The sequence below is a fragment of the Vibrio sp. nBUS_14 genome (assembly GCF_051201655.1).
Lineage (GTDB): Bacteria > Pseudomonadota > Gammaproteobacteria > Enterobacterales > Vibrionaceae > Vibrio.
Genome location: NZ_CP179206.1, coordinates 2498699 through 2512138 on the forward strand (window position 1 = coordinate 2498699; position 13440 = coordinate 2512138).

At 41.5% G+C, this 13440-nt stretch carries 13 protein-coding genes; 7 read left to right on the top strand and 6 right to left on the bottom strand.

Annotated elements, in window-relative coordinates; translation table 11 throughout:
* Nucleotides 1-810 precede the first annotated feature (810 nt).
* The 3 genes from ACMAZD_RS11755 to ACMAZD_RS11765 all read left to right on the top strand — a co-directional run bounded on the left by ACMAZD_RS11755 (nucleotide 811) and on the right by ACMAZD_RS11765 (nucleotide 1963).
* Nucleotides 811-1077 (top strand): hypothetical protein, encoded by a 267-nt coding sequence (locus ACMAZD_RS11755; RefSeq protein WP_435247359.1) that lies wholly within the window; start codon nucleotides 811-813, stop codon nucleotides 1075-1077.
* A gap of 90 nt (nucleotides 1078-1167) precedes the next feature.
* On the top strand, nucleotides 1168-1539 hold the full coding sequence (locus ACMAZD_RS11760; protein ID WP_435247360.1) for a hypothetical protein: 372 nt from the start codon (nucleotides 1168-1170) through the stop codon (nucleotides 1537-1539).
* Between the two features lie 106 nt (nucleotides 1540-1645).
* Nucleotides 1646-1963, top strand: a complete 318-nt coding sequence (locus ACMAZD_RS11765) for a hypothetical protein (protein WP_435247361.1) — start codon at nucleotides 1646-1648, stop codon at nucleotides 1961-1963.
* A 384-nt stretch (nucleotides 1964-2347) separates the two neighbouring features.
* Here ACMAZD_RS11765 and ACMAZD_RS11770 read toward each other — a convergent pair whose 3' ends face one another.
* Both ACMAZD_RS11770 and ACMAZD_RS11775 read right to left on the bottom strand, forming a co-directional pair.
* On the bottom strand, nucleotides 2348-3847 hold the full coding sequence (locus tag ACMAZD_RS11770) for a hypothetical protein (RefSeq protein ID WP_435249368.1): 1500 nt from the start codon (nucleotides 3845-3847) through the stop codon (nucleotides 2348-2350).
* Between the two features lie 16 nt (nucleotides 3848-3863).
* On the bottom strand, nucleotides 3864-4463 hold the full coding sequence (locus tag ACMAZD_RS11775; RefSeq protein ID WP_435247362.1) for a chromosome partitioning protein ParA: 600 nt from the start codon (nucleotides 4461-4463) through the stop codon (nucleotides 3864-3866).
* Between the two features lie 647 nt (nucleotides 4464-5110).
* Between ACMAZD_RS11775 and ACMAZD_RS11780 the strand changes: the two genes are divergently transcribed.
* The 4 genes from ACMAZD_RS11780 (at nucleotide 5111) to xthA (ending at nucleotide 8017) form a co-directional block, all read left to right on the top strand.
* Complete coding sequence (locus ACMAZD_RS11780) at nucleotides 5111-5431, top strand: SMI1/KNR4 family protein (RefSeq protein ID WP_435247363.1); 321 nt, start codon at nucleotides 5111-5113, stop codon at nucleotides 5429-5431.
* 129 nt (nucleotides 5432-5560) lie between these two features.
* Nucleotides 5561-5818: a hypothetical protein gene (locus tag ACMAZD_RS11785; RefSeq protein ID WP_435247364.1), complete on the top strand. Its 258-nt coding sequence runs from the start codon at nucleotides 5561-5563 to the stop codon at nucleotides 5816-5818.
* A 235-nt stretch (nucleotides 5819-6053) separates the two neighbouring features.
* Nucleotides 6054-7073 carry a phage integrase gene (locus ACMAZD_RS11790; protein WP_435247365.1) on the top strand — a complete coding sequence of 340 codons (1020 nt, stop codon included), beginning with the start codon at nucleotides 6054-6056 and terminating at the stop codon, nucleotides 7071-7073.
* A 137-nt stretch (nucleotides 7074-7210) separates the two neighbouring features.
* Nucleotides 7211-8017, top strand: coding sequence for an exodeoxyribonuclease III (gene xthA / locus ACMAZD_RS11795; protein ID WP_435247366.1), 807 nt, complete (start codon nucleotides 7211-7213; stop codon nucleotides 8015-8017).
* 292 nt (nucleotides 8018-8309) lie between these two features.
* Here xthA and tnpC read toward each other — a convergent pair whose 3' ends face one another.
* Genes tnpC through ACMAZD_RS11815 form a run of 4 tightly spaced genes read right to left on the bottom strand, consistent with a single transcriptional unit; the run spans nucleotide 8310 to nucleotide 13371 of the window.
* The gene (gene tnpC / locus ACMAZD_RS11800; protein ID WP_435247367.1) at nucleotides 8310-9836 is read right to left on the bottom strand and encodes an IS66 family transposase; all 1527 of its coding nucleotides are present in this window, start codon (nucleotides 9834-9836) and stop codon (nucleotides 8310-8312) included.
* Nucleotides 9837-9895: 59 nt separating this feature from the next.
* Nucleotides 9896-10249, bottom strand: coding sequence for an IS66 family insertion sequence element accessory protein TnpB (gene tnpB / locus ACMAZD_RS11805; RefSeq protein ID WP_435247368.1), 354 nt, complete (start codon nucleotides 10247-10249; stop codon nucleotides 9896-9898).
* A complete protein-coding gene (gene tnpA / locus ACMAZD_RS11810; RefSeq protein WP_016787131.1) occupies nucleotides 10246-10557 on the bottom strand; it encodes an IS66 family insertion sequence element accessory protein TnpA in 312 nt (103 codons plus the stop codon). The genes tnpB and tnpA overlap by 4 nt, the downstream gene beginning before the upstream one ends.
* Nucleotides 10558-10608: 51 nt before the next feature.
* Entirely contained in the window at nucleotides 10609-13371 is a 2763-nt protein-coding gene (locus tag ACMAZD_RS11815; protein WP_435247369.1) for an ImpA family metalloprotease, read from the bottom strand.
* Nucleotides 13372-13440 lie beyond the last annotated feature (69 nt).

The following is a 13440-nucleotide window of genomic DNA, read 5'->3' on the forward strand; positions in this document are numbered from 1 at the left end:
TTGTTCTGAATGTTTTTTATTATGTAATTATATATATCAATTTTAGAATCGTAGCCAGACAAATATGTCTTAATTTGCATGAAGTTCGGCGTAATCCCCTAATAAAAAAGATCACATTTATTGTTGTATGCAATGCAAATGATTGGTTATAAATGCTAAATCACCGCTACTGGCTCGTTGTGCTGTATGTGTATAAGTTAGCATCTATTATTGCGATTAATGAATGGTCGAGTTTTTGTTCTTTTATGAGTCGATGAAACTATCGAGAGTAGCCAAATTACGACATGCACTACGGACATACAGAAGGTGTTAATGGCATCGCAACTAGAATAAATAATTACGTAGAGTCGCTTGTGGTTGTGCTATTTGCGAAATGAAGAGCAGTATTAAAGTAAGGAGTTGGCTCCCTCTTCAAGACCTTTCCATGAATGTCGCACTTATTATCTGAAATCGGGAAGTAACAGAGTGAGTATGGAGTACAAAGAAAGATTTACCATACTTGTGGTTATCTATGGTTTACTAATTTAGCAAGACCCATAACACGTTTATGTCCAAAAGCTTCTCGGGCTGATTTTTACCCGTGTGTAGCCAGCTCACTTTTAATGTTTCACATCTTACTTGCTGGTATTTTAAAAAATCTTACCCATCTAGAGGGTATAAAATCCAGTCTTTAACCGTCTAAATTACTTTTTTTATAGTGATTCCGTAGCTTTTCTTTATGCAACATTGTTTACATTATTGCTGCAATGTACAGTAGTAATGAAAGTGAAAATTTTGATTAATCTAAACAATAGGAAAGGCTTTAAACTTATGTCGTGTAGTGACCTTAGTAGTGTTCGTTTTGGTTCCGACAGCAGAAATGCGATTGAAGAAATAAGAGAATTGCAAGATATGGCCAAAGCACTTTCTGTTTTTCTTGGTGCCTCAGCAATGCTTGATATCTTCGGCGGTAACGGTGTAATTGGAGCGTCATACAAAATATACACAACTGATTTTCAATTACTAGACCAAGCTATGAATCATCTAATCCACTGCTGGTACGTAGGGTGGAAGACATTTCAGCAAGAATGTATATGAAACCATCGTTAACATATCAAGAAAAAATGTTTTGGAGGTGTATGTACAATGCGATGCGCTAAGCTAACAGCTTGTTTAATGTTGATTACTATGTCTTCTGGTACGTTTGCTAACGAACGACTAGATAGATACTACGCGGAAGTCGAAGAATGCATAGGTTTTGAAAAAGCCAAGCCTGATTTAACCACAAAGTTGGTATCTCTCAAAGATATGGAATATCTTCCTTTAATTCGTAGCTTGAGAATAGAATCTTGTTCAAAGTTAGAAGAGCTGAACTACATTGGAAACATAAATGAATCTGACTTAAAAACAACGCTCTCTGTTCATAACGAAATGGATTCGGCGAAGCTCACAGAGGAAGAATTGATTTATATAAAAGAACTCGATAAACGCCTTCAAAACTACAATCTCGAGACTGATTTATTGCTCATATACGAAAAGTTGAAAGTAGATCAAAAGTAGTGAAGTAACTAGAAGCATAATACAAGAGGTGGTTTTAACCACCTTTTCTTCGTATGGTATTAGAGAAGGAAATATAAACGCTAGATAAGAGGTAGATGGTAGACCTATGAACAAGCTACCAATTCTGGCATTTGTCGGAAGATCCACAAAAAGAAATAAGCCTATTGCGTACAAAAAGAATATTACGCTAACCAATATATTATCTATTTCCATTTCTATTTGTTCCCAGAAAAAGAAAACTATTAAAAATGGTACAAAAATGAGTTCCATTTATATCTCCCCTTCATATAAAAAATTATTGTATCACTATTTAATTACTAATTTAGCAAAATCGCTGGCAAGTTTTTGTCCAAAATCTTCACAGTCTGAATTTTTACCCGTGGCACTTTCTAACTCAAAAGTGCCCCATTATCAGTCAGAGTAAATACTCATTCACATACTGTTAATGTATGTTTACCCTATCAAAAGTAATGTGTGGCAAAACGCAAGATGTGACCCTATTGCCTTCCTTTTACTTTAATAACCTTAAAAAATAGTTATCTGAATCATGACTACATACTATTAGGGCGTGTTGATCTTTCGAGCTGATTCTTGCAGCAAACACAGCCCGTAGGGTTCGGCTAAAAGCGTTTTATTCTTTGTTGAGGAAGATTTGCTTATAATGACTAGGCTACTTACCCCTCGCCGCGATTAAAACGCTTTTATCTCGAAAAAAATTAACCGCAAAAGGTCAACATGCCCTAGTCATTTAGCGATTAGTTGATGAGATTTTTCAATAATGCATTGATTATATTGACAAAGCTAGCAATCAATGACCTTGGCAGAGATTATTGGGATGAAAACTTTGAAAACGTACTGCATAACGTGCCGACACATCATAACGTCCTGATAAATGCTGAGTGGCTAAATATTGACGTTGTTCTTCACTATAAAAGTGCTGTGTTGCCTCTAGTTCAATGGCATCTCCATCCCCAGCACAAATGAAATAGTCGTCGTCCATATCTTGAAACGCTATTGGGTTTTCATCTACCAATCCATATCTATCAGTCATCTTTCTCGACCTCCAAATATCCTTAAATGTACCTCGCTCAAAGCTTTTTAAATTTCGCCATTGTACGAACATATAAGTGTCTTGCGAGGGAATCGATGGTATGTCATTCATTGCCTCGTTCGGGCTTTTACAAGTATCAAAAAAAACCACATCATTGCCCGCAACTCTAAATGGCAATCTATCTTCATCTTGTATATAAGAATCCACATTCCTCTTGAACCAAGAATCATTCTCTGGGCTGAGATAAAAAGCAGGACGATTTAGGTAAGAACCCAAATCGTCAGTTTTACTTGCGTCAACAATTTCATAAACAGGATTATCATGAAGTGCGTCATAGCTAACACTATAATCGAACTCAATTTTAAACAAAAAATCTTCCATCTCAGGTTTAGTAAGAGAGGTGAAAGCTGTATTGACCGACGCTTTGATTTTCTCAATGGATTTGGGGTGAGTGAGGTAAATAGGAATGAGTCCGTGTCCTGAAAAGTCTAATTTACTCGGTGCTATCATGGTGTTGGGAGGCGGAACGCTGCCTATCCCTGTAAAGTTAAGTCCATTAATCACAAGGTCTGAGGCCGATAAAATATAATCACTGTCCGCGCTAAGGGTTGGGGAAGCGGGAGCGATGTGAACGACGCGAATGTTATCGGCACTGTAACCGTATTGAGATGTCACATGCTTGTATGATTCGTTTACCCATAAGTTCCCTTGTGAATGCGCGATGTAAATGAGCTTTTTTCCTTTCCACGTAAGAGAGTCATTTAAAAGATGATGCTGCATTCTAGTTTGGCTGGTTTCGGGGGCATCAATAAGTGAGGCTAGTTCTTTTAAATATGTCGTGATGGTTGCATTGATGGTTTGGTTTGTGAAGTCGAGAACAAACCCAGCAAACCAAGCAAAAGTGGCGCTGAATTTTTGGATGATAGAGCTGTTTTGCCGACCGCTCACAATGTCCCAAAAGGCCTCCCACCGGTCGAATTGTTTCTGCTCTAACTCGTAAGTTCTTTGGTCAAAGGTTTCAGCAAAATCAGCCAGTACGTTAAGCCCACTTCCTTCAATATAAGAATCGTTGTAGAAAAGCTGGTATTCGACAGACTCACCGTTGTATTGGTTGATATCTATAGTGGATTCTAATTCATCTCGACCGTCGTTGGCTTCGTCTATCGTTGTTGCGACCCCGTTAAAGAAACCTATGGTATAGCCTTCGATTTTACAGGAATTTGCATTGGCGTTAACGGAAAGTAAGGCACTAGCCATAAGTATTATTGCTTGTTTATTCACAATATTTGGCCTCTGCATTCAGGGATGCACTTATCGCGCCGTCTTGTAAATGGCTATAAGCAAGGTAGGCCATGGTGCGTGCTTTGGTGTTGTAGGTGAGAGCTCTAATGGTTTTTCCTGTATTTGTTCTATCTCTGACTGGAATGCCAACAAACTTCTTACAGGCGATAACTTTGTTATATCTATTACCCATCGCCATTGCCTTGTCGATATTGGCTTTAGTCTTTTTCGAGAAGTCGTGGTACAGGTTTTCTTGTGAGTAGCGAGCGTTTTGTTTTAAGGCTTTTCGGACTGGCTCGGTCACTTCTAACGCATCGATAAACGCCTCAATGTCATCGCGGATACCATCATTGTTTGCATCAGTACCAGTGAGAGAGTCGCTGCGGTCAAGCATGGATTCAAAACGCTCATATAGAAGCCTAAGTTGATCATCAATGGTCGGCTGTGCCTTTAATTCTGCACTTAGTTCCGGTGTTTTCTCTATGTGAGAGATGACACTCGGTTGTTCCACTACAGCAGCGTTTGGCTCATTCGATTCTTTACATCCTACAATTAACATCACCGATAAAGTGCAAACTAACCCATTTTTCATTTTTGTTTCCCTCAGTATTTCAAATAGATACCAAAGAATACGGATAAATTAACTCACTGAATAATAAAGAATTTTAATGACAGCATAAGGAGTGGTGATAGGCAGAATGAATCGTAAGCGAGCATGAACCAAGAACAAGAATTGCAAGTACTTATCGAGCAGTTTTAATCAGGTTTATTGCCATAATGGCCTGTTCCATCAACAGTGGATACAAAGTTAAATGACTTTCCATACTTTTAGTTATTCATGTTTCGCTAATGTTCTATTTTCTTAAACGCATTTTTGTCCAAAACCTTCACAGGTTGAATTTTTACCTGTGGCACTTTCTAGCTCGAAAATGCCCCAATAAGTGTGTTTAGAACGTATGAATTTAGCATGAGAACTATTGTGGCAATAGCTTGCTGGCAAATTGTCTAACACTTATTTGTGCATCAGGCTGGAACATATTTTGCTGACCAATTTATGCTATACAGAAAAAATCTGTATTTAGTGATGTAGGTACAGAACTGTAGAACTTAAACTATTGTTATTCATAGCAAAACAGATGTATGGTTTACGTCATTAAGATACTAGACAGAATAATTCTATATTTAAGTACAGAATTATTCTGTCTAATATAGCTTTTAGGGCTCTAAGGAGTAATGTCTATGTTTGGAAAGATTTTCATCGACTCTTCAGATCGTGAGTATGGAGTGATTCGTAAAGCGACAGTGACTGCACCCAAAGAGTTATCTGATGTAAGTGTAATTGCAGAAGATGAATGCGGTAATTACTTCATTCAAAATGCCCAAGGGGTCTTTTTCTGGGATCATGAGACATCGGATAGAACTTTTCTTAGTGCCTCACTACAAGAGTTTGAGGAGAGTTGTATTGAACCTAGATGTATTGAGCTATCCGAAGGTCAGGTAGTTTCTAGCTGGATTGATCCAAATTTTGCAAAACTACATGGTGTAAAAACTAAGCCCTAACAAACGCTTCAAGACGGATTCGCAACGCGTGGCATTTTTATCATGCGTTGACTTTAGTGATTTAGGTGGTGTGCGGAAACATCGCATTGCGTTGCTCACCACTTAAGCGGGCGTTGGTGAGTATAGAATATGAACGAGTCGGTAGTAAAAGAAGCGTTATTAAAAGCACTCAGGGAACTAGAAAATTCTGGTGAGATAGTCGTGGTGCATCCTAGTGTAAATGCTGTTGCTGGCAAATTGAACCTAGCAGTACAAGAAGTATCGCCAAATATACTAACAGCGCAGGAGCTAGGGGGTATCATTAATGCACTAAATGCGAATAATCTTGGGTTTGGCTCACATAACAAGCATTTAAGGTTTCAAGATACTTTTTCTTATCTCAACTGATGGCATTAGGTAAGACGAGCTAAGAAGGTTTTGTCCAAAAACTTGCTAGAGAACGATCATAGTTGGTTTACCTACTGACAAGAGCACTGTCAGTATGGCCCGCGCAAAACAGCTGTCGTGTAGAGTTCACCAGAGCCCTTCAATCAACCTTATTTGCATATACGTATTTAAAACATTGCCTACAAAAACCACCCGATTTAGACTGTATTTATAACCAGTACTTTTGGGCTTTTTTATGTCTATCAGAAACCTTAAAGACGGCAGCAAGAAACCTTGGCTTTGTGAGTGCTACCCGCAAGGCCATAAGGGTAAACGTGTTCGTAAACGCTTCACCACCAAAGGCGAAGCGAACAACTATGAATTCTACTTAATGAAAGAGATTGTCGACAAACCGTGGTTAGGTGAAAAAACCGATCACCGCCGCCTGTCTGACTTAGTAGAATTATGGTTTAAGCTTCATGGCCAAAACCTAAAGTCTGGCGAACACGCAAAAAACCGCATGCTGCACATTTGCAATGAATTGAACAACCCTATCGCTTCACATTTATCTTCGCGAGATTTCGCCCACTACCGATCAACCCGAACCAATAAAGGTCGGGGCCGTAAAGGCAGCCTTTCCATCAGCTCAAACAATGGTGATATTGCCTGGTTAAAATCCATATTCAATAAGTTAATCAAGCTCAAGGAGTGGAAATTACCTAACCCTGTTGATGGTGTAGAGCCCATAAAAAAGGCAGAATCTGAAGTTACTTTTTTAAGTGAAGAACAAATCATGCACTTGTTTGAGGTTATTAAAGAAAGCAAAGTCAGTGAAGAGCTCACCGCCATTTTCAAGACTTGTTTAGCGACTGGGGCACGTATCAATGAGGTAGTCGAAATGAGAGGCAGCCAGTTGCTTAAGCACAAGCTGACTTTCACTAATACTAAAGGTAAAAGAAACCGAACCGTTCCAATATCGAATAAGCTTTACAAAGAGCTTCACAAGCCAACAAATGATAAGCTTTTTGATTGCGGTTATGGTGTGGCGCATAAGTGGTTAACAAAAGCCCTACCCGATTTACCAAAGGGTCAAGCAACTCACGTTTTGCGCCATACTTTCGCCAGCCATTTTATGATGAACGGTGGTAATATTTTAGTATTGCAGAACATTCTAGGGCATCAAAAAATTGAGCAAACGATGATTTATGCTCACTTTTCCCCGAACCATTTAAGTGATGCAATCACCTTTAACCCCGTCACTCAATACAGCCTATAACACCCTCAAAAAGTGGCGATGAAATGGCGATGGAATTTATTAAGCATGGTTAAATACGGTTAACCATGACATTCACTAAATCAATAAACCCTTGATAAACAAGCAATCATAAGGGTTTGCAAGAGGTATAAAAATCAATGAAAGTAATTAGCTTCAACATCAATGGCCTTAGAGCCCGCCTTCACCAGCTACAAGCGATTATCGATAAACACCAACCTGACGTGATTGGTCTTCAAGAGATAAAAGTACACGATGAAGCCTTCCCACTCGCTGATGTTGAAGCGATGGGTTACAAGGTTTACTTCCATGGCCAAAAAGCGCACTACGGTGTGGCTATGTTGTGCAAGCAGGAGCCTATCTCTGTGCAGAAGGGTTTTCCTACTGACAATGAAGACCATCAAAAGCGTATGATCATGGCTACGTTTGAAGATGAAAACGGTGAAAAGGTAACGGTACTAAACGGTTACTTCCCTCAAGGGGATAACATCAAGCACGAGACTAAATACCCATACAAGCGTCAGTTCTACAAAGACTTGATGACTTACCTAAATGACTACCACAACAAACATGAACAAGTCATTGTTATGGGCGACATTAACATCAGCCCTATCGACGCAGACATTGGCATCGGTGAACCTAATGCGAAACGTTGGTTGAAAACAGGCAAGTGTTCTTTCCAACCAGAAGAGCGCGAATGGTTGAAAACATTGATGGACTGGGGTTTTGTTGACAGCTTCCGCTTACTACATCCAGAAGTAAACGACCAATACTCGTGGTTTGATTACCGCTCAAAAGGTTTCGTGGACAACCGCGGCCTACGCATTGACGTGGTACTGGCGTCTCAGAAGCTTGCTGATAAATGTACTGAAGCAGGCATCGACTACGAACTGCGTGGCATCGAAAAGCCATCTGATCACGCGCCAATTTGGTCGACGTTTAAATAATATTGCTTGTTTAACTCGTTTTTCTTGTTTAATTAATAAAAAATAAAGGAGAGTTGGGATTGCCCACCTCTCCTTTTTTATATCCATCTCTATCGCTTAATCAAATTTGTTGCGACTAATTAATCAAAGTGGCCAAACAGCACTTACATCAACATCCAACGGATACTTCGCAAAATCATCCAGACAGTAACCCGTGTTCTCAGACGCAAAGTACTTAAGAGGCATAGCAGTTAAGCTCAAGCTTCCGACTTGCTGTTTTGTAAACGCCCCATGAACCCACGGGGCGATGTTGTTAATGTTTGAAGTTCCAAGGTAGGAGCGCATCGATATCAGGCTCAACTTTCGCTAGCTCTTTCATGCACTTGACCATGTAGCCGTAGAGGATAAGGCCGTTGGCTTTCGCCGTCTCGACGATGCTGTAAAGCATCGCGCTCGCATCAGCACCATTTGGTGTGTTCGAGAAGAGCCAATTTTTTCTGCCAATGACCAGCGGTTTAATGGCGCGTTCAGCACGATTATTATCGATAGATAAATGACCGTCATCGATATAGCGGATAAGTTTCGGCCATTGGCCGAGCGTGTATTTTATCGCCTTACCCAGCGAGCTAGACGCTAGCACTTGTTGAGTCGTCATCCACTCGTACAGCTCATCCAGTATCGGCTTGGCATGCAGTTGACGTTCTGCTTTTCGTGTTTCGACAGTCGCACCTCTTAAGCGCGATTCTATCCCATAGAGCTTCTGGATTTTGGCTAGCGCTTTATCTGCTTTGCCTGACTTACCTTTACCTTGAAGCTTCTTAGCATCCATGAACTTACGCCGTGCATGTGCCAAGCAACCAACATTGGTTACGTGATGAAGACCATCATAGGCACCATAGCCATCGGTTTGCAGATAACCACTGTAATCCCCCAAGAAGGCAACAGGGCATGCCCTCGCGCGACTGTTTTGATAGTCGTACAAGGCGATATTCTTTACATTCGGCAGTGCAGCGTCGGGCGAGTCTGCGCCCGAGCAGTAGAGCCACATATAACACTGTTTATCTTCTTTGAGGACATTGAGCGGCGTTTCATCTGCCTGAACCACCACTTGTTGGAGTAGATGCTCTTTCAAGGCCGCATACAGCGGTGTGAACTTCTCACTGACTTGGATAACCCACCTTGCCATCGTGGTTCGTGATAGCTCGATACCCGACTGGGTAAACAGCGACTCTTGGCGGTACAGTGGCATTGCGTATTGATATTTGCCAAGGATGATGTTGGCTAGCAAGCTTTCTGTCGCGAAGCTTTTAGGGATGATGCTCTGGGGCGCTGGCTTTTGAACGATGTGGCTTTTGTCTTCAGTTTGCTCGCACTGACGACAAGCATACTTAGGACGAACATATTCCAGCACTTTGAGCACGGCTGGTGAGAACTCAAGTTTCTCACTGCGGTCTTCACCGATTTTATGCAGACTATGTTGGCAGCATGCACACTGTTTTTCATGGTCGTCTAAATCGAGTTCGATAACCTCACGAGGCAAAGTCTTTGGAAGTGGCTTGCGTTTACCACGCTTCTTCGTTGTGGTCGTTGTTACCTCAACCACCTCTCCCTTAGCGGCTTCACATTCCACTTCGTTGAAGAGGTCACCTTGAGATTCATCGTAAGGCTTTAACGCCTCCGAGCGTTTTGCGAACTGGCGGTCGAAAGCAAGTTTGAGTTGCTCAAGCAGAGATTGACGCTCTTGTTTCCATTGGTTTTCTGACGCCATCAGCGCTTTCACCATCGCTTGTAGCTTGGCAACATCTTGGCTTTCTGGGTTGATATCTGGCGTCTTTTTCATGGCATTGATTATACTAAAACCATACCATTTACGCTTGGTAGATAAGGCTTTATTATCGATTAAGTCATTGTAAAATCGTCTATTTGAACGGGTTTATGGCCGATAATCGTGAAGCCAGAAAGCAGTCTATCAAGCTCGAATTGAGTCAGGGTAAACACTTCATTTTTCTCTTTTGTAGGCCATTTATACTTGGCTTTTTCAAGACGTTTATACCAAAGCGCAAAGCCAGTTTTATCCCAGTACAGCACTTTGATTTTGTCGCGCTGTTTATTGGTGAACAGGAACAGTGCGCCGCTTCCCAAGGGTAAATCGGTGTCACTTTCGATAATCGCCGCGAGGCCATTGATGGACTTTCTAAAATCGACACTCTCACGATACAGATCAATCTCTGGTGCGCTGAGCATATGTTTCATGACAAGGCTCCAATGAGTTCTGCCAGGTAGGCAGCGGGCGTGCCTTGAGGAATGCTCAACTCCACATCATTGATGAGAAGTGTCATGTTAGCGGTGGCTATTTGAGCTTGATATTTCGTTGTCTTTTCGACGATCTCTGCCCGTACAAAGCCTTGAGAGACATCTGCTTTTTTGAGTTGCTGGCGCTTAGCGTAAAACGTCGAGGGGTTGAGTTCATTAAGCTTACAAAATGCAAGCGTTGACAATGAACTCGATTCAGACTGCTCGATGAGCGTTTGCCATTCTTGATTAGTGTGTCGTTTTCCCATTTCAAATCTCCTCATGGTTGGAGACTTGATCTTATTCTTCGCGCTAGGCGATTAGAATGCGGGTTTTATGGAGCGCTTACGCTGTTTTGCCTTATTCTCAAAGCTAAAGCCCCACATATCCAAGTACGCTCGCATATCTCGCTGAGTAACATAACTAATCGCGATCAATTGCCAATCATCACTAGAGATAGCTTTTGCTTCTTCAAGTGTGTAATCAGAGAAACCTATCGAGCCTTTACCCGCATTCCATAGTTCTTCAGATTTTGCCGATCGATTAAACTCTCGCTCTATCGTGTGCAAACGCCCCAGTAAGTGCCAACCCGTTGTCAAAATCCCCTGCTCTTGCGCCAACATCATCATCTGGATATAGATTCTTGCACCCCAACTCCAATTCGCTTGGTTCTGAGCTGCCATGTAGGCATTCGGATCGGCTTCTAAACGACTCTGTTTAAGCACTTCGAATTGACCTTTGAAGTCTAAGCCTTGGCAAGCGGATATTTTCCCTGTCTCTTGGTAATAGCGTGACTTACTGTAATAAGAGTAATAGTTCGTCGTTGAATGGCCTTCCCAACCAGAAAAACGGAAGCGGCTTTTCTCAAGCCCATGCCCTAATTCATGCAAATCACCATGCCCTAGAGGATCAAAAGACCAATAAGCATCGTAAGGGTTTCCTGAGCAACCGTAGCCACAGTTCGCTTGGTCGGCGTTCATATGCTTCACAATATCAATGGTTTCAACCTGCCAACCCTGATTTTTTGCATATTGCTGAACTTCATCAATCACATCGATTCCTGGACCTTCAAAACCAGCAAGTGCATGAGGTAAGTTATGAACGTAACGCTCTGTCGCTAACGCCATGTCTTGTGGCTTATCCCAACGAGCTGGACTCACCGACTCCTGCATCTTTTCTAGCTTTGAATGAACCTCAAACCCCGGAGTAATGAGTTCAGCCCAATCAAAGTTTCCTTCTTCAAGCTGTGCAACAAAACTGTCGTTGTCTTCTTCACTGCGCAAAATAGGATGCTGCGCTATATTTTCAAAACGCAATTCAACATCAATATCATTGGTATCAAAATGAACCTGCAGCGTTCCACCGTAAGCTGACGTGAGATAAATCGTCTCTCCCGGTTTCACGGGGTAAGTGACCGAGGTTAAAAACTTCGGCCTCGCGTAGCCATCATTACCCGAAAACTCATGTGTCGCACCGTTACGCAATGTATTGAAAGCAATAGACGTAGCCACTTCGTTACTGTCTAAGCGAGTAACATTAATCGTCTTACCCGGTAAGGCATACACTCCAGCAGATCGGAAGTGCCTCTTAGACTCCAAGGTGATTGTTTTGGTTACGAGAGGAACGTTATCAAAACTCTTAGTGCTAAAATTACCTAGACTTGGTTGTGCGGCATTATGTAGACGTCTGTTGTATACAGCGTAGTCACTATAATAAGAACGAAGAAAATCAATTCTCTCAGTTACACCTTTACCCATTGGGTACTGAACATCTTGACGGTAATGATCAGCGAGTAGTAATAACAGCTTTTCATATTCGTATTCATCCGATGCAAACAGGTCAACCTTCTTACTATCAAGCTCTGTTAGGTATGAACGAATACTATTCGCCGCAATATAGAATTCTTCATCCATATTGGAATCATCAGGGCAAGATTTGTCATCACACGTATTCAGGTCAACGGTAAAACTGTCATCTTTCAATCGTTGTAAAAGCGCTTGTTGTTGAACAATATTATCCGGAATCTGATTAATAAGCTGTGTAGAGTCCCAATTAGATAGGCCGAGCTTACGCCAATAGTTATCACCAACATAGATCATGTGCATTTCAGAAAACAAGGCATTACCTAAGTCCGTCATGCCACCATCAAGATGCAGGTACAAAACAGGAATGTTCTTGCTGAACGCGAGGCGTACACCCTTAAGAACATCGTCTATGCTATCGCCAGCATTAAGCTTTTGAGACAAGATCAACAAGTCAGGGGGATTAGTTTCAAGACATTGGCTTAACTGACTGCCATCACAAGCATTGTCAGCGTTGATAACCATAGAAGCGTTAACATTGTCGATTAACCAGTTTCGTGTCGCTTGGTCATCAGGAAAATAATGAGATTGATCTAGCTGAGCTAAGACAACATTTTTAGGTGATTGTGTACCGGAAGCCCACTCAACTAAATTATTCAGCCAAGTGTCCATCTCTTCATTGACCGAGTCAGGAAAACGCTGCTTAGTTCGAAACGGGTTACTTGCTAATGCGGCATAGCGACTATTATCAGATGTATAGCCAGCAATACCTATTACTAATTCTTGATCATCATACCCATCTATCATCGCTTTATTGGTCTTTAAGATGACATCGTTAAAGCCATAGGTTGGTAAGATAATCGCAGCATCATGTGTCGGATCCCAGTGAAGGTTACTTAGAGGCTCACCTTCCGAGTTTTGAGATAAAGATTGCTTGATATGATTGTAATCTGAGTTGTATTGAGCCACTAACACTTGGCTAGCATCAATAAACTCATGAGAGTCCGTTACATAAGAAGCGTCACCTGTGGACAATGCCTTTTGCACCGCAGTTTGTGGTGTTTGAGTAATGCCAGGATCACCGCTTTCGTTACCTTCTCCACCAGAACCACCAGAACCACCAGAACCACCAGAACCACCAGAACCACCAGAACCACCAGAACCACCAGAACCACCAGAACCAGTTTGGGCAGTTTCACCTCCGCTACCACCTCCGCATCCTAAAAGTGATAAGGCAATCGCACAAAGAACCAAATTGGATAGTAAGTTACTCTTTTTCATCATCATTCCATACAACAACAAAATTTCGCTGAGTCTATCTATCGCTAAATCTAAAGCAATTAATCTCAT